Origin of the sequence: Clostridium cuniculi (assembly GCF_004353185.1) — a bacterium.
Taxonomy (GTDB): domain Bacteria; phylum Bacillota; class Clostridia; order Clostridiales; family Clostridiaceae; genus Clostridium; species Clostridium cuniculi.
This window is the reverse complement of sequence record NZ_SMUS01000009.1, coordinates 26,010-43,262: the sequence shown is the minus strand read 5'-3', so window position 1 is coordinate 43,262 and position 17,253 is coordinate 26,010. Positions and strand designations below refer to the sequence as shown.

13 protein-coding genes are annotated in these 17,253 nt (G+C 28.1%); 10 read left to right on the top strand and 3 right to left on the bottom strand.

Annotated elements, in window-relative coordinates; all coding sequences use genetic code 11:
• The first annotated feature begins 44 nt into the window (after positions 1–44).
• From EJJ37_RS06050 to EJJ37_RS20085, 5 genes are all read left to right on the top strand, one after another.
• Positions 45–1,754, top strand: coding sequence for an ABC transporter ATP-binding protein (locus tag EJJ37_RS06050; protein WP_133014704.1), 1,710 nt, complete (start codon positions 45–47; stop codon positions 1,752–1,754).
• 139 nt (positions 1,755–1,893) lie between these two features.
• Complete coding sequence (gene trxA, locus EJJ37_RS06045; protein WP_133014703.1) at positions 1,894–2,208, top strand: thioredoxin; 315 nt, start codon at positions 1,894–1,896, stop codon at positions 2,206–2,208.
• Positions 2,209–2,222: 14 nt separating this feature from the next.
• Positions 2,223–3,086, top strand: coding sequence for an NAD(P)/FAD-dependent oxidoreductase (locus tag EJJ37_RS06040; protein WP_133014702.1), 864 nt, complete (start codon positions 2,223–2,225; stop codon positions 3,084–3,086).
• Positions 3,087–3,223: 137 nt separating this feature from the next.
• Positions 3,224–3,874 (top strand): deoxynucleoside kinase, encoded by a 651-nt coding sequence (locus EJJ37_RS06035; protein ID WP_133014701.1) that lies wholly within the window; start codon positions 3,224–3,226, stop codon positions 3,872–3,874.
• A 64-nt stretch (positions 3,875–3,938) separates the two neighbouring features.
• Entirely contained in the window at positions 3,939–4,097 is a 159-nt protein-coding gene (locus EJJ37_RS20085) for a hypothetical protein (RefSeq protein WP_166484673.1), read from the top strand.
• 72 nt (positions 4,098–4,169) lie between these two features.
• Here the strand turns inward: EJJ37_RS20085 and EJJ37_RS06030 are convergent, their stop codons facing one another.
• Positions 4,170–6,074 carry an NAD(+) synthase gene (locus tag EJJ37_RS06030; protein ID WP_133014700.1) on the bottom strand — a complete coding sequence of 635 codons (1,905 nt, stop codon included), beginning with the start codon at positions 6,072–6,074 and terminating at the stop codon, positions 4,170–4,172.
• 332 nt (positions 6,075–6,406) lie between these two features.
• On the opposite strand from EJJ37_RS06030, the gene EJJ37_RS06025 reads away from it, so the two are divergent.
• The 4 genes from EJJ37_RS06025 to rbr all read left to right on the top strand — a co-directional run bounded on the left by EJJ37_RS06025 (position 6,407) and on the right by rbr (position 9,467).
• Positions 6,407–6,835: an NfeD family protein gene (locus EJJ37_RS06025; RefSeq protein WP_133014699.1), complete on the top strand. Its 429-nt coding sequence runs from the start codon at positions 6,407–6,409 to the stop codon at positions 6,833–6,835.
• Position 6,836: 1 nt separating this feature from the next.
• Positions 6,837–7,781, top strand: a complete 945-nt coding sequence (locus tag EJJ37_RS06020) for an SPFH domain-containing protein (protein ID WP_133014698.1) — start codon at positions 6,837–6,839, stop codon at positions 7,779–7,781.
• A 146-nt stretch (positions 7,782–7,927) separates the two neighbouring features.
• Positions 7,928–8,815, top strand: coding sequence for a DMT family transporter (locus EJJ37_RS06015; protein WP_133014697.1), 888 nt, complete (start codon positions 7,928–7,930; stop codon positions 8,813–8,815).
• Positions 8,816–8,924: 109 nt separating this feature from the next.
• Complete coding sequence (rbr, locus tag EJJ37_RS06010) at positions 8,925–9,467, top strand: rubrerythrin (protein WP_133014696.1); 543 nt, start codon at positions 8,925–8,927, stop codon at positions 9,465–9,467.
• A gap of 467 nt (positions 9,468–9,934) precedes the next feature.
• On the opposite strand, the gene EJJ37_RS06005 is transcribed toward rbr, so the two are convergent.
• A complete protein-coding gene (locus tag EJJ37_RS06005; RefSeq protein ID WP_133014695.1) occupies positions 9,935–12,109 on the bottom strand; it encodes a HelD family protein in 2,175 nt (724 codons plus the stop codon).
• Positions 12,110–12,384: 275 nt separating this feature from the next.
• On the bottom strand, positions 12,385–13,026 hold the full coding sequence (locus tag EJJ37_RS06000; protein ID WP_133014694.1) for an undecaprenyl diphosphate synthase family protein: 642 nt from the start codon (positions 13,024–13,026) through the stop codon (positions 12,385–12,387).
• 399 nt (positions 13,027–13,425) lie between these two features.
• On the opposite strand from EJJ37_RS06000, the gene EJJ37_RS05995 reads away from it, so the two are divergent.
• Positions 13,426–17,172, top strand: a complete 3,747-nt coding sequence (locus tag EJJ37_RS05995) for a phosphoribosylformylglycinamidine synthase (RefSeq protein ID WP_133014693.1) — start codon at positions 13,426–13,428, stop codon at positions 17,170–17,172.
• Positions 17,173–17,253 lie beyond the last annotated feature (81 nt).

The following is a 17,253-nucleotide window of genomic DNA, read 5'->3' as shown; positions in this document are numbered from 1 at the left end:
GCCTTGTTCTTCTTTTCTATGTTAAATAAAAAGGAGAGGATTTCATGATTAAAAAATTTATTTCATATTATAAACCATATAAAGGGTTATTTTTTGCAGATTTAATAGTTGCAACTATAGCAACTTTATGCAATTTAATATATCCAATGATGACAAGAACTTTAGTTAATGATGCTATACCTAATAAAGAGATAAAAGTTATAGGTATTTTTGCAATTATTCTTATGGTTTTATACTTAGTTAAGGCTGGATGTTGTTACTTTATGCAGTATTTTGGACATCTTGTTGGAGTGGGAATGCAGGGTGATATGAGAAGAGATATGTTTAAGCATCTTGAAAAATTACCAAACTCATATTTTGATAATACAAAAACTGGAGATTTAATGAGCAGAATGATAAATGATTTAATGGATATATCTGAGCTTGCTCACCATGGACCAGAAGATTTATTTATTTCAATAATAATGTTTTTAGGATCATTTATAATATTATCAACTATAAACGTACCTCTTACAATTTTAATATTTGCATTTGTTCCATTTATAGTGATATTTACATTAAAGAAAAGAAAAAAGATGAATAAATGCTTTATGGAAACAAGGGTACATACATCAGCAATAAATTCAACACTAGAAAACTCAATTGCAGGTATAAGAATATCTAAGGCATTTGTTGCAGAAGAATACGAAAATGAGAAATTTAATAAAGGAAATAATAAATTTAAAGAAGTAAGAAGACAATCTTATAAGGTTATGGCAGAGTATTTTGCAGGAGTTAATTTTGGAGTAGATATATTAGATTATGTTGTTTTAATAGCAGGAGGAATATTTACCTATTATAATACTATTAATTTAGGTGATTTTTTAGCTTATATGTTATATGTTAAATTATTTACAGATCCAATTAAAAAGCTTATTAACTTTGTAGAACAATATCAAAATGGAATGACTGGATTTAAAAGATTTATTGATATTATGAATGTTGAAGAAGAAAAAGAAAAGGATAATGCAGTAGAATTAGAAAAAGTAGAAGGTAATATAAACTTTGAAAATGTATGTTTCAGTTATGAAAATGAAAAAGTATTAGATAAAATTACATTATCTATAGAGAAAGGAAAAATGTTAGCTTTAGTAGGACCATCAGGTGGAGGAAAAACTACATTTTGTAATTTAATACCTAGATTTTATGATGTGGACAAGGGTGATATAAAAATAGATGGAAAAAGCATATATGATATTAAGTTAGATTCTTTAAGAAAAAATATAGGTATAGTTCAACAAGAAGTATTCTTATATACAGGAACAATAAAGGAGAATATTAAATATGGAAAGCAAGATGCAAGTGATGATGAAGTTATTGAAGCTGCGAAAAAAGCTAATATTCATGAATTTATAATGGGATTAAAAGATGGCTATGATACTTATATTGGAGAGAGAGGAATAAAGTTATCAGGAGGCCAAAAACAAAGAATATCAATTGCTAGGGTATTTTTAAAGAATCCACCAATTTTAATTTTAGACGAAGCTACATCTGCTTTAGATAATGTAACTGAATATTTAATTCAAAAATCATTAGAAGATCTTTGTAAGGATAGAACTACTATAGTTGTTGCACATAGATTGTCTACAATAAAAAATGCAGATGAAATAATAGTATTAACCGATAAAGGTATAAAAGAGAGAGGTAGCCATAAAGAGCTTATTAAAAAAGGCGGAATCTATGATGAATTAAATAGATATTCAAAAGTTAATTAAGTGACTTTATCACAGAATTTTTAAATGAAAAGAGGGTAAACTAAATATAAAGATAAAATTATTGACTAATAATGATTATCGCTGTACAATAAAACAAATAATATTAATAGCCCCCTAAGGGGGAGTAGGAGGAATTGTAATGGTTCAACATTTAAAAGAAAATGAATTTAATTCAGAAGTTGTTAATTTTGATGGTATTAGTATAGTAGATTTCTGGGCAGAATGGTGTGGTCCTTGTAAGATGATAGGTCCTATCTATGAAGAAGTTGCAGGAGAATTATCAAATGCTAAATTTACAAAGGTTAATGTAGATGAGTGTCCTAATTTAGCAGGAAAATATAGAGTTGCAAGTATTCCAACAATAATGGTATTTAAAAATGGAGAGCCTGTAGATACATTAGTTGGATTTATGCCAAAGCCACAATTAAAAGCTGCAGTTGAAAAACATTTATAAGAGAGAGGAATACTATGGAAAGATATGATTTAGCCATAGTAGGTAGTGGTCCAGCAGGATTATCAGCAGCTCTTAATGCAAAAATAAGAAATAAAAAATTCATTATTTTTGGAAGTAAGGATTTAAGTAATAAAATAATGAAAGCTCCTAAAATAAATAACTATTTAGGTTTTTATGGAATGAATGGAGCTGAAATAAAAGAAAAGTTTGCAGAGCATATAGATAAGATGGGGATACAAATTACAGAGGAAAGAGTAAATAATATCTATGCCATGGGTGATTATTTCACTTTAATGGTAAATGATAAAATGTATGAAGCTACAGCTGTAATTTTAGCTACCGGAATGGAATATACTAAACCCCTTAAGGGAGAACTTGAATTATTAGGTAAAGGTGTAGGATATTGTGCAACTTGTGATGCTCCTCTTTATAAAGGAAAAACAGTTTCAATAGTAGGATATAATAAAGAAGCTGAAGAAGAGGCTAATTATGTAAGTGAACTTGCAGGAAAAGTTTACTATATACCTATGTATAAAGATGAATATGAAGTTAGAGAAAATATAGAAGTTGTTAATAAAAAGCCATTAGAAATAGTAGGAGATAATAAAGTTTCTTCATTAAAACTTGATGGTCTAGATTTAGAAACAGATGGAGTATTTGTTCTTAAAGATAGTATTTCACCAGGCCAATTAGTTCCAGGACTAGAAATTGTTGATGGACATATTAATGTGGATAGAGAAATGAAAAGTAATATTCCTGGATGCTTTGCAGCAGGAGATTGTGTAGGTAAGCCATATCAATATATAAAATCAGCTGGAGAGGGAAATATAGCAGCATTAAGTGCTGTAAGATATATAGATATTTTAAAAAATAAATAGTTTATATAAAAATAAGACATGTTGTTATAAACAATATGTCTTATTTTTTTCTTTAAATATTGTCAAGACTTGATTTAAATATAAATACAAGGTATCATAAATTAGCACTAAGGATGAATATAAAGGATAGGTGAAGTATGTTGTTAGTTGTTGGCGGAATGATAGGTTTAGGTAAAAGTTCAGTGGCAAAAATTTTAGGAGAACATTTTAATTCAGAGGTTTTTTATGAATCTGTTGATGATAATCCGCTTTTACCATTATTTTACAGTGAATCTGAAGAAGAGATACAAAGAAAGAGATATCCTTTCTTATTACAATTATATTTTTTAAATACTAGATTTAAAAGTATTAAAGAGGCATTAGTTAATGATAACAATGTTTTAGATAGATCAATATATGAAGATTGGTATTTTGCTAAGAAAAATATGGAGCTTGGTAGAATATCAGAATTAGAGATGAGTATATATGAAAATTTATTAGATAATATGATGGAAGAGCTAGAGTCATTACCTAAAAAAGCACCTGATGTTATGATATATCTTAAGGGCTCTTTCGAAACTGTAATTAATAGAATTAATCTTAGAGGAAGAGAATTTGAGATTGATGATAGTTTAAAAGAATATTATCACTTCTTATGGGAAGGATATGATAATTGGGTTAATAATCATTATAATGCATCTGAAGTTTTAGTTATAGATATGAATGTTATGGATGTAGTTAATAATGAAGAAGATAAAAAGAAATTAATTGAAATGGTAGAAGAAAAATTAAAAGAAATTAGAAAATAATAATGATTTTCTTATATTAATTTCAAAAGATGAAGATAAATATTAAAGTTTAAATATAGTTTTAATGAATAATGAAGAAATTTTAGATAATATTATATTAACAGATGAAGGAATAGAAGAATTTGGTGGAGAACTTTTAAAAGATAATATATATTTATTACAATATAAAGCTGATGCATATAAGGAAATTGGAATAGAATTAGTAAAGAAGAGTGAAGAATAAATTTCACTCTTCTTTTAGTTAAAGTTTAAAATTTAAATTAATTTTGATATTAATATAAATAACTAAATATATTTATTTAAAGGAATTAAATGAAGCATCTGATGGCATTCTCCAATCACCACGAGGACTAAGAGAAATTGAACCAACTTTAGGTCCATCAGGTAAAGCACTTCTTTTAAATTGTTGAGTAAAGAATCTATAAATAAATTTATCAAGCCATTTTTCAATTTCTTCTTTAGAATAATCATCTTTAAATGCAACTTGAGCTAAAGTTAATATTCTTTCTTTAGATGATCCATGCTTTATAAAATGATAAAGGAAGAAATCGTGAAGCTCATAAGGTCCTACAATATCTTCTGTTTTTTGAACTATATCACCTTTATCGCTCTTTGGAAGAAGCTCAGGGCTAACAGGAGTATCTAAGATATCTAATAATGTATTAGATACTTCTTTATTAGATTCTTTTTCAGCAACGTATCTAACTAAATATCTAACAAGTGTTTTTGGAATTGAAGGATTTACAGAGTACATACTCATATGATCACCATTGTAAGTACACCATCCAAGAGCTAATTCAGATAAATCTCCTGTACCTATTAATAGACCACCTTCTTTATTGGCTAAATCCATAAGAATTTGAGTTCTTTCTCTAGCCTGAACATTTTCATAAGTTACATCATGTATATCTTTATCGTGGCCAATATCTTTAAAGTGTTGAAGAGCAGCATCAACTATATTTATTTCTCTTAAGTCTGTTCCTAATTCATTGCATAAAGTTAAGGCATTATTATAAGTTCTATCAGTTGTACCAAAACCAGGCATAGTAATTGCTATAATATTTTTATTATCAATTCCTAAAAGCTTGAAAGTTTTAACTACTACTAAAAGAGCTAAAGTTGAATCGAGTCCACCTGAAATACCTATAACAGCTTTTTTTAGGCCTGTATGTTCTAAACGCTTAGCTAAGGCAGAAGATTGAATATTAAATATTTCTTTACATCTTTCTTCTCTTTCATGTTCATTTGAAGGTACAAATGGATGTTTATCAACATATCTATTAAAGTTTGTAATTTTAGTATTATTAAAACTAAAGTTTATAAACTTTGATTTAAAAGGAACAATTTGAGAGGAGGATCTGTAGCTTAAGTTCTTTAATCTTTCTGAATTAAGCTTAAATACATCAATACAAGATGTTATTATTTCATTTTCTCTTTGGAATCTGTCATTTTCTTTTAATATAGAACCATTTTCACTAATAATTAAGTGCCCACTAAATAATAAATCTGTAGTAGATTCATGAACACCAGCAGATGAATATATATATGAAGACATACATCTAGCACTTTGATTAGAAACTAATGAAACTCTATAATCTTTTTTACTTACTAACTCATTAGAAGCAGATAAATTACCAATTATATTTGCTCCTAATAATGAAAGATAAGAGCTAGGTGGGATTGTAACCCAAAGATCTTCACAAATTTCCACTCCAAATTTATAATCACCAGCACAGAAAATTAAGTTTGTTCCAAAAGGAATATTTTCTTGGAATGGAAGGCTTATAATTTCATCTACTAGCATAGCAGCCTCAGTGAACCATCTTTTCTCATAAAACTCACTATAATTTGGAATATAAGATTTTGGAACTATACCAAGAAGTTTTCCATCAAAAATAATACATGAACAATTATATAGGATATTGTTATGTACTAATGGGCATCCAACTGCTATTAGCATATCTTTATTGCGGCTTTCTTCACAAATTATTTTTAAGCCATCAATAGCTTTATTTAAAAGCGATGATGTTAAAAATAAATCACCACAAGTATAAGAAGTTATAGATAGTTCAGGAAAAACTATAAATTTAACTTCTTGTTTATAAGCATCTTTTATACAAGAACATATATTTTCAACGTTATAAAGAACATCTGAAACTCTTGTCTTAGGACAAGCAGATCCTACTTTAATAAAATCCATAATATCATCTCCATTACATTATATAAATTTAGTATTGTATTAGAGGGCTAATAAAATACATATAACTAAATAATAAAAGGAAAACCTTAGAAAATCAATGAATTTAATAGGAAATAATACTAAATATCGAATGAGTTATTTTATAACTCATTTAAGTGTAAAAAATAACTTGCAAAACATTAATTTTTATATTATAATAAGTTTATAGTTAATGCTTGGTTTAGAGCATTAAAACTATAAAAAAAGAAATATATGGTATATAATAAATGTATATAAATTATTAATAAGTAATTTTATTATTAATTTAAATAAAATTGAAAGGGGGAAGAGAAGTGGTTGAGGTAATTATTTGGATTATAGTTGCTATCGGTGTAATTGCTATTGACGTTGTTACAAGTAGTTTTATTTTCATGTGGTTCTCAATTGGAGCTTTAGTTGCTATAATACTTTCTTTATTAGGATTATCAATTTTGTGGCAAATAATAGCGTTTTTAATTGTTAGCGTTATAACTATTTCTATTGGTTATCCTTGGGCAAAGAAAAAGTTTAAAGCGGATGTAAATCAAGTACTAACAATGGAACAAACATATATTGGAAGAGAGATGGTTGCTACAGAAGATATGGAGGAAACATCAAAGATAAAAGTAAGCGGTATTTATTGGACAGCTTATAATAAGGGACAAACTATAAAAAAAGGTGAAAAATATACTATTACAGGTATAGAAGGAAATAAATTAATTGTAAGTTTAAAGGAGGGGTAATATGCCAGGATTAATATTTTTAGTAGCATTATTAGTAGTTATTTTCTTAGTGTTATTATCGTCAATTAAAGTTGTTAATACAGGTTATTTATATGTAGTAGAAAGATTAGGACAATTCCATAGAATTTTAGAGCCAGGATGGCACTTTATAATTCCAGGTGTTGATTTTGTAAGAAAAAAGGTATCAACTAAGCAACAAATTTTAGATGTACCACCACAATCAGTTATTACTAAAGATAATGTTAAAATTTCAGTAGATAATGTTATATTCTATAAAATGCTAAATGCAAAAGATGCAGTTTATAATATTGAAGATTATAAATCAGGTATAGTTTATTCAGCAACAACTAACATAAGAAATATCCTTGGTAATATGACATTAGATGAAGTATTAGCAGGAAGAGATAGTATTAATCAACAACTATTAGGTATTATTGATGAAGTTACAGATGCTTACGGTATTAAAGTACTATCAGTTGAAATTAAAAACATAATTCCACCAGCTGAAATACAACAAGCAATGGAAAAGCAAATGAAGGCTGAAAGAGATAAGAGAGCTATGATTCTTCAAGCAGAAGGTTTAAGACAATCTCAAATTGAAAAGGCAGAAGGAGAAAAGCAATCTAAGATTCTTGCAGCAGAAGCTGAAAAAGAAGCAAATATTAGAAGAGCAGAAGGGTTAAAAGAATCACAATTACTTGAAGCAGAAGGTAAAGCAAAAGCAATTGAACAAATAGCTATAGCAGAATCAGAAGCTATAAGAAAAGTAAATGAAGCTATTATTGAATCAGGAACTAATGAAACAGTTATAGCACTTAAGCAAGTTGAAGCTCTTAAAGAAATGGCTAATAATCCAGCTAATAAGCTTATATTACCAAATGAAACACTATCTTCACTTGGTAGCATAGCAGCTATTGGAGAAATGCTTAAGGGTAGCAAGGAATAATTAGTTATAAAGAACAGTTTTAATAGAAGAAATCTTATTTGATAAAATATCAAATGAGGTTTCTTTTTTTATTATAAAATTTAAGTAGAAATATTTAATTGGAATATTTTGTGGTATAATCTAAAGGATAAATAGGAGGGGATTATATGAAGAAAAAAGGAGTTTATTATTTAATAGCAATAATAGTAGTATTTATATGGGGTATAACCTTTATATCTACAAAAATGTTGTTAAATGAGTTAAAACCAGCAGAGATCATGTTTTATAGATATATAATAGCATACATATCATTAATTTTAGTTTATCCCAAATTTCATAAGAGTAGTGGAATAAGAGAGGAGATATTATTTTTACTAACAGGAATTTTTGGTGGAACATTATATTTCTTATCAGAAAATTATGCACTAAAATTTTCTTTAGCATCTAATGTAGGATTATTAGTGGCATCAGCGCCTCTTTTAACTGCAATGGTCGCACATATTTTTATGAAAGATGAAAAAGTTGAGAAAAATTGGTATATTGGGGCATTAGTAGCTTTAGTAGGAGTAGCTCTAGTAGTATTTAATGGACAGTTTGTTTTAAAACTTAGCCCAATAGGAGATTTTTTAGCCATATTTGCAGCTTTTTCCTGGGCAATATATTCAATATTAATAAAAAAGATTGGACATTTGTATAACAGTATTTATATAACTAGAAAAGTATTTTTCTATTCAATTATAACTATGATACCCACATTATTTTTTACTGGATGTAAAGTTGATATGAGAGTTTTACTAGATTTAAAGATAATATTAAATTTATTATTTTTAGGAATATTAGCATCATCAATATGTTTTGTTTTATGGAATAAAGTTATTATGGTAATTGGAGCAGTTAAGTCTAATAACTTTATTTATTTAATTCCATTTGTAACTATGATTGCATCAGCAATTATGTTAAATGAAAATATAAAAATTATAGCTATACTAGGTGGAGTATTAATTATTTTGGGAGTATATATTTCTGAATATAGAAAAAAGGTAAATAAAGAATAAAAAAATTCGATTTTTTAATCTTAGTTTAATGAATATTAAAGAGTAATAATTTTAAGGTGAAATGACATATAATCTTATGAATAATAGAGGTTATATAGGAGATATAAATATGCCAAATTTAAAGGGTTCAAAAACTGAAAAAAATCTAATGGAAGCTTTTGCAGGAGAGAGTCAAGCTCGTAATAAGTATACTTATTATGCAGCTAAAGCTAAAAAAGAAGGATATGAACAAATAGCAGCTTTATTTGAAGAAACTGCTGCAAATGAAAAGGAACACGCAAAAATATGGTTTAAACTTTTATGTGGTGGGGATATTGGGACAACAGAGGAAAATCTAAAGGATGCAGCAGCAGGCGAAAATTATGAATGGACAGATATGTATGATAGAATGGCCAAGGAGGCAAGAGCTGAGGGATTTAATGATATAGCTTATTTATTTGAAGCTATAGGAAAAATTGAAAAAACTCATGAAGAAAGATACTTAAAGCTTCTTCAAAATGTTGAAGATGGATCAGTTTTTTCTAAAAATACAAAATCAGTTTGGATTTGTCGTAATTGTGGACATATAGTAGATAGTTTAGATGCACCAGAAGTATGTCCAGTGTGTAAACATCCACAAGCATACTTTGAATTAAGAGTTATTAATTACTAAATTGTTCGTTACGTGGAAACAAAAAAATGAAATATTTATTTTCCAGTAACCGTGAAATTTTCACCTAGAATTTATATAATTGATTCCGTAAAGTTTGCTAAAGTTTTTAAACTTAAGTGAGATTCAAAATTTCAATTTTGTAAATCGAACTTACACATTCGACGTAAGGAGAAGGTGCTTCCTTTTAAAAGGAAACTCACTCTTCACTATCGCTCAGAGGAGTAAGTTCAGCTAACTAAATCAAGATTTAGAGCTTCACTTTACGCAACTTTACTCCATCAATTATTAAATTCTACGGCTTAATTTCAATGGTCCTTCCAAATTAATATTTCATTTTTTCTTTTTTTCACGTAACTACCTATACCTAAAACCTTGCAGTTAATGTCTTTTGCTACATACTATATGACTTAATGGAGGGTATATCATTAATTTTCGGCATCACGGCATTAACGCTTTAGTTCGCAATATTATTCAATAATAGAATAAAGTGAAGAATCTTTTGGTAATATTTTTTCAAGTGAAGTATTAGTGAATATATGCAATTCATGTAAAGCTCTTGTGCAAGCTGTATAGAATAAGTGTTTATCTTCGTTAGATAAATAATTTTCACCATCAGCTAAAATTACACCGTCAAATTCTAATCCTTTTGCTATATAAGATGATATTATATTAACTCCAATTTTAAATTCACATTTATCACTTACTATTAAATTTACATCAGTACCAATTGATTTTAATGAAGAATAAAGTTTTTCGCAGTTTTCTTTATTTTTACAAATAATAGCTATTGATTTGTAGCCTTTATTTTTCATTTCTATAATTTTTTCAGAAATTCTTTCATCTAAGTTATTATTAACTAAATAAATAGTAGGATTATCTCCAATTCTATCAACAGCTTCAATAGGTTCATGAGTATCTAAAATGTCTTTTGTAAAGTTAGTTATATTTGCAGTTGATCGATAACTTTTAGTTAATACTACAGTTTTAATATCGTTGAAAACATTAGTAATGCCATCTCTACTTTTTACATTAGAATGTTTATCAATTCTTTGATTTAAATCACCCATAATAGTTAAGGATGCATTTGGGAATGACTTTTTAACTATTTCATAGAATAAAGGGCTATAATCTTGACATTCATCTATAAGAACATGTTTCATATTTCCATAGCTTCTAAAGCCTTCTAAAGCAGCTCTAATATAAATTATTGGAGTAATATCTTCATATTTAACTTCATTATTATTTAAAGAAGCTAATGTAATTTCTTTTATATCAGTTAAATCTAAATCAGTATATTTTTCTATATTGTCCCAAAGTAATTCGTATATAGCAACACTATCTAATGTATCTATCATAGAATCAACCTGAATATCAACTTGATTTTTACAATAATCATAGAAAGTTTTTTTATCTTCTACATAATCAAAATGTGAATTATCTTTTGATGATAAATATTTATTTTCAACTTGTGAAAATAAACTTTGCTTAATAACATCAATTCTATTTAAGAATGGAATATCCTTAAATCTTTCAAAGAATGTAATTTCAACTGATTTCTTACTAACTATTTGAGAACCTTCAATTATTATTGGTTTAGCATTTGTTATAAGTTTTGGAATATCTAAAATGAAATTATTTAATACATTCATAAATTCCAAAGTATTTTTATATTCCATAGATTTAGTTCTTTTATTAAATTCATTTAAATCTCTTATATTAGAATAAATATAATCTAAATGATCATTTTTAGTTTCATATAAATAGTTTGTAGGTAAAAATCTTTTTGAATAAATTTCAAAAGTAGTTTGACGAATATTACTTTCTCCAAGCTCAGGTAATACATCAGATATATATTCTGCAAAAACTTCATTTGGACTGAAAATCAAAATATTTTCTGCGCTTAAATTTTTTCTATGTTTATATAATAGATAAGCAGATCTATGAAGTGCTATAGAAGTCTTACCAGAACCAGCAGCTCCTTGTATAAATAATACTTTGCTATCATCACTTCTAATAATATCATTTTGTTCTTTTTGAATAGAAGCAACTATGTTTTTCATTTTATCTGTTGCATTTCCGCTTAACATAGAAGTTAAAGCTTCATCACATAAACTTTCATTAGAGTTATGAATAAATACTATTTCACCATTTTTTATATTATACTGCCTTGTAAATTCAATTTCACCATGAATTCTTCTAACTGGAGCATCATAGTAGGCAGGACCAGCTTCAAAATCGTAAAACATATTAGCAACAGGGGAACGCCAATCAAACACAAAAATGTCAAAGTTATCTTCATCTTCTACTGTTGATAATCCTATATAAAAACTTTCAGCATTTTCTCCATCTTCTTTAAAATCTAATCTTGCAAAGTAAGGATTAGATAATTGTTTTTCTAAAGTTCTAATTCTTGAAATTTTTTTTGAATGAAGTTGTTCGTTTAAGGCTACTTGTCCACAGTTTTCATTAATTTCAATTTCATCAAGCTCATTTCTATTGTCCCAAAGAAATTTTCTATGCTTAATTATTTCTTTATCTTGTTCTTCACTAGAAGCACCATAATTTTTTAAAAGTTCATTTATTTTTTCAATTGTATTTTTTAAATATACTTTTTCATCATGTAGATCTTTTCCAATTAGCATCTTATCATTCTCCTTATAAATACGGTCATTAAATTTTAATGTTTATATTAATTTGTGTCAAGTAGATAAATTTTAATTAAAAATAATATGAATAAAAAAATAGGAAAAGAGAAGAATAATAATAACCTTTTAAGGTTACGTAGGATTATTGTCGCAAGATTTATCTTGCGGCGATTTTTTTAGTTAAGAATTATATATGACAGTTATAAGAGTATCTAAAAGAAATATAATTAATTATTAATAGAAGGAGTTAAAGTGACTCCTTCTATTAATAATTAACCACCTAATGTAACATCCTGTGTGGCATACCAATCTAATGCATCATATATATGTTGAGGTTTAAAATCAGGCCAAAAGTCATCAACTACAAAAAAATCTGAGTAAACAGATTGTATTGGTAAAAAACCACTTAATCTTCTTCTTCCACCCCAACGTATTATTAAATCTATTCTAGATATATCTTTTGATTGTAAAGCCAAATCTAAATTTTTTCTTTTATTATTTGTTTTTCTTGATAAATTTAAATCCCATTCCCATCCGTAATTAACTAAGAAATTTACTTTTATTCCACCTTTACCGAAAACTTTTCTTTCAGTAAATGGTAGTAACTCTTGGGGGAAGCATGGTGACTCTGTATTACCAAGAACTAATAATTCTGCATCTTCATGAGAAAGTAATTTTACAGCATCTATACAGGCTTGTGTAAATGCTTCTTTTTGCTTAGCTGGTCTTTTGGTATTATCTGTTGTAAAACCATAATATGTAATTTCTTTGATGCCTAATTTTTGACAAAGTTTAAATAATAATAAACCAGGATTTATACCTAATTTATAACCCTTTTCTTTAGTGAGGCCATTATTTTCAGCCCATCGTCTATTTCCATCTGGAATTATTCCAATGTGATTAGGAAGTCTCATTTGATTCACTCCTTAATTTATAAAGTTAGTAAAACAGATAAATAATACAATTTATTTATAGTATTACTAATTTTCTTTTTATTAATACTTTAAATAGAAAATAATATATTATTTTCTTTATATAACATTTTAATTAAGTATTAAAAGTATAATGGTTAATAATAAAATTATTGTAAAAAATGAAAATAATGACTAAATCAACAGGTAAAGTCGAATAAAATCGAAAATAATAATCATAAATAAAAATATTATTCGTCATATATAACGAATAATAATTAAAAATATTCAAATAATGTTGACAGGAAGAAAAAGGATTGGTAAAATTTGATTAAAGCGAAAAATTAATACTAAAATATTAAAAATGTTCGTATTTTATTGGTGGAGTTATGGAGGTAGATTATGTTAGGGGTTAAATGCATTTTTGTTGAAAAAAAGAAAGGGTTTAATGTTGAGGCTAAAAGTCTTATGGAAGACTTTAAAAGTAATCTTAGAATAAATAATCTTAAAGAAGTAAGAGTTGTAAATAAATATATATTAGGTGAAATAGAAGAAGATTACTATAAAAACTCCTTATACACAATATTTGCTGAAAAGACAGTAGATAATTTATATGAGGGAACTCTTCCAGTTGATGAAGATGAGATTGCATTTGCAGTTGAGTTTTTACCTGGGCAGTATGATCAAAGAGCTGATTCAGCTTCTGAATGTATAGGGTTATTAGGAGCTGAAGAAAAAGTAGAAGTTAAATCAGCTAAGGTAATAGTTTTAAAAGGTGATTTAAGCAAAGAAGATATAGAAAAAATTAAAGAATATTATATAAATCCAGTAGATTCTAGAGAAGTAGCAATAGATAATATTGAACTTTATTCAAAATTAACAGAACCTAACGATGTAGAAGTACTTCATGATTTTGTTGGTAAAGATAGAAAGCAAATAGAAGAATTCCACAAAGAATTGGGACTTGCAATGAGTGTGGATGATTTATTAATCATAAGAGATTACTTCAAAAGTGAAGATAGAACACCAACTATTACTGAAATAAAGGTAATAGATACTTATTGGTCTGATCACTGTAGACATACAACATTCAGTACTGCAATTGAAGATGTAACTTTTGAAGTAGGTGAATTAAATAATGCAGCAGAAAAATCATATGAAGCATACTTAAAATCAAGAGACTTCGTTTATGGAGAAACTAATAGAGACGAAACATTAATGGACATAGCAGTTATTACTATGAAAGAGATGAGAAAAAGAGGAATGTTAGAGGATTTAGATATCTCTGAAGAAATAAATGCTTGTTCAATAAAAGTTAACATAGAGACAGATAAGGGAAATGAAGAATACCTAGTGATGTTTAAAAATGAAACACACAATCACCCTACTGAAATTGAACCTTTTGGTGGAGCAGCAACTTGTTTAGGAGGAGCTATAAGAGATCCACTTTCAGGTAGAACATATGTATATCAAGCAATGAGAGTTACTGGTGCAGCAGATCCAACAGTACCTGTTGAAGATACCATTAAAGGAAAATTGCCACAAAGAACTATTACATTAGGAGCGGCACATGGATATAGTTCATATGGAAATCAAATAGGTTTAGCAACTGGACAAGTTTCGGAAGTTTATCATCCTAATTATGTGGCAAAAAGAATGGAGGTTGGTGCAGTTATAGCAGCAGCTCCGAAAGAAAATGTAGTAAGAGAAGAGCCAAAAGCCGGTGATATAGTAATTCTTCTTGGGGGAAGGACTGGTAGAGATGGTGTTGGGGGAGCTACAGGTTCATCAAAAGAACATACTGAGGATTCAATAAATCAATGTGGAGCTGAAGTTCAAAAGGGTAATGCCCCAACAGAAAGAAAGATACAAAGATTATTTAGAAATTCTGAAGTTGCTAAGATGATTAAAAGATGTAATGACTTTGGAGCTGGTGGAGTTTCAGTTGCAATTGGAGAGTTAACTAGGGGATTAGATATTAATTTAGATAAAGTTCCTAAAAAATATGAAGGTTTAGATGGAACCGAAATTGCAATTTCTGAATCCCAAGAAAGAATGGCAGTAGTTGTTAATAAAGAAAATGTAGATAGATTTATAGAATTATCTAAGATAGAAAATTTGGAGGCTGTTGTTGTTGCAGAAGTTACTGATACAGAGAGATTAAGAATGTATTGGAGAGGAAAAGAAATAGTTAACCTTAAGAGAAGTTTCTTAGATACAAATGGAGCAAGGCAAGTAACTAATGTAGAAGTAAAATTACCAAATGAATATCCTTTAGCAGTTGGAGAAGTAAATGTTAAAGAAGAATGGATAAATAATTTAAAGAAATTAAATGTTGCTTCACAAAAAGGATTAGTGGAAAGATTTGATTCAACTATAGGGGGAGGAACAGTTCTTATGCCATATGGTGGTAAGGACGCAGCAACAGAACAAGAAGCAATGGTTGCTAAAATTCCAGTACTAAATGGAATAAGTAAAGAAGCAACAATAATGAGTTATGGATTTAATCCAGACTTAGGAATGTGGAGTCCATACCATATGGCATATTATTCAATAATTGAAGCAGTAACAAAACTTGCAGCTGTTGGAGGGGATTACAGGAAAGCAAGATTAACTCTTCAAGAATATTTTGAAAAATTAGGGAAGAGTCCAGAAAGATGGGGTAAACCATTTGCAGCATTACTTGGAGCATATCAAGCACAGATAGATTTAGGTATACCTGCAATTGGGGGTAAAGACTCAATGTCTGGTAGTTTTGGTAGTTTAGATGTTCCACCAACATTAGTAGCTTTTGCAGTTGGAGTTGAAAAAGCAAAAAATATAATTTCAGCAGAGTTTAAAGAAGTAGGTTCAAAGCTAGTGTTTTTAATGGCTGAAAGAAATGAAGATTATACATTAAAGGTAGAACAATATAAAAAGAATTTAGAGAAGTTACATGAGCTTATTTTAGAAGGAAAAGTAATATCAGCATCATCAGTTAAGTTTGGGGGAGTTGCAGAGACACTTTCTAAGATGGCTTTCGGAAATAAAATTGGGGTTAAATTCTACAATCTAACTAAGGAAGAGCTTTTCGGATTAAACTATGGAAGTTTAGTTTTAGAAGTAAAGCAAAATGTAGAGATAGATGAAGAGTTTGAAGGATGCGCTTACAAGGCAATAGGATGCACAGTTAAAGATGAAGTAATAGTTTCAGAAGAGTATGATTTAGATTTAAATTTAAATGCTTTAGAAGAAGTTTATGAAGAAAAATTATCAAAAGTATTTAAGATTAAAACTACCAATAAAAATGAAAGTGTAAAAGAAGTTTTATATAACAAATCAAATATTAAATCACCCGTTATAAAGGTTGCTAAACCAAAAGTAATAATTCCAGTATTCCCGGGGACAAACTGTGAATATGATTGTGAAAGAGCCTTTAGAAATGCTGGAGCTGAAACAGAAACTTTAGTATTTAGAAATTACTCTAATGATGCTTTTGTAGAATCAATTGAAAGCTTAGAAAAGCAAATTAGAGAAAGTCAAATAATAATGTTACCAGGAGGATTCTCTGCAGGAGATGAACCAGATGGATCAGGTAAATTTATTTCAACAGTATTTAGAAATGAAAGAATTAAAGATGCTGTTATGGATTTATTAAAGAATAGAGATGGATTAATGTTAGGTATTTGTAATGGCTTCCAAGCACTAGTTAAATTAGGATTAGTTCCTTATGGTGAAATAGTTGATATTGAAGAAGATATGGCTACATTAACTTATAACGAAATTAATAGACATATGAGTTCAATAATTAAAACTAAGATTGTTTCTAAAAAATCACCATGGTTTAGTGGAGTTAATTTAGGAGATATACACAATGTAGCAATTTCACATGGGGAAGGAAGATTTGTTGCTCCAGAAAAACTATTAAAACAATTAATAGAAAATGGACAAGTAGCAACTCAATATGTTGATAACAAAGGAAATATAGCATTAGATATGCCATTCAATCCAAATGGATCAATGCTAGGAATAGAAGGTATAACAAGTCCAGATGGTAGAGTTCTTGGAAAGATGGGACACTCTGAGAGAATTGGAGAAAACCTATATAAGAATGTACCAGGAAACTTTGATCAAAAGATTTTCGAATCAGGAGTAGAATACTTTAAATAGTTTCAAGTGATAAGTAGCAAGTTAAGGTGGAAACTCATTAGGGAGTCTCTTGAATAAATAGTGAATTAAAATTTAAAGTGT

Excerpts from the sequence above, each read along its gene's own strand:
- EJJ37_RS06050 (WP_133014704.1), top strand. The coding sequence starts at position 45 with ATGATTAAAAAATTTATTTCATATTATAAACCATATAAAGGGTTATTT.
- trxA (WP_133014703.1), top strand. The coding sequence starts at position 1,894 with ATGGTTCAACATTTAAAAGAAAATGAATTTAATTCAGAAGTTGTTAAT.
- EJJ37_RS06040 (WP_133014702.1), top strand. The coding sequence starts at position 2,223 with ATGGAAAGATATGATTTAGCCATAGTAGGTAGTGGTCCAGCAGGATTA.
- EJJ37_RS06035 (WP_133014701.1), top strand. The coding sequence starts at position 3,224 with ATGTTGTTAGTTGTTGGCGGAATGATAGGTTTAGGTAAAAGTTCAGTG.
- EJJ37_RS20085 (WP_166484673.1), top strand. The coding sequence starts at position 3,939 with ATGAATAATGAAGAAATTTTAGATAATATTATATTAACAGATGAAGGA.
- EJJ37_RS06030 (WP_133014700.1), bottom strand. The coding sequence starts at position 6,074 with ATGGATTTTATTAAAGTAGGATCTGCTTGTCCTAAGACAAGAGTTTCA.
- EJJ37_RS06020 (WP_133014698.1), top strand. The coding sequence starts at position 6,837 with ATGCCAGGATTAATATTTTTAGTAGCATTATTAGTAGTTATTTTCTTA.
- EJJ37_RS06015 (WP_133014697.1), top strand. The coding sequence starts at position 7,928 with ATGAAGAAAAAAGGAGTTTATTATTTAATAGCAATAATAGTAGTATTT.
- rbr (WP_133014696.1), top strand. The coding sequence starts at position 8,925 with ATGCCAAATTTAAAGGGTTCAAAAACTGAAAAAAATCTAATGGAAGCT.
- EJJ37_RS06005 (WP_133014695.1), bottom strand. The coding sequence starts at position 12,109 with ATGCTAATTGGAAAAGATCTACATGATGAAAAAGTATATTTAAAAAAT.
- EJJ37_RS06000 (WP_133014694.1), bottom strand. The coding sequence starts at position 13,026 with ATGAGACTTCCTAATCACATTGGAATAATTCCAGATGGAAATAGACGA.
- EJJ37_RS05995 (WP_133014693.1), top strand. The coding sequence starts at position 13,426 with ATGTTAGGGGTTAAATGCATTTTTGTTGAAAAAAAGAAAGGGTTTAAT.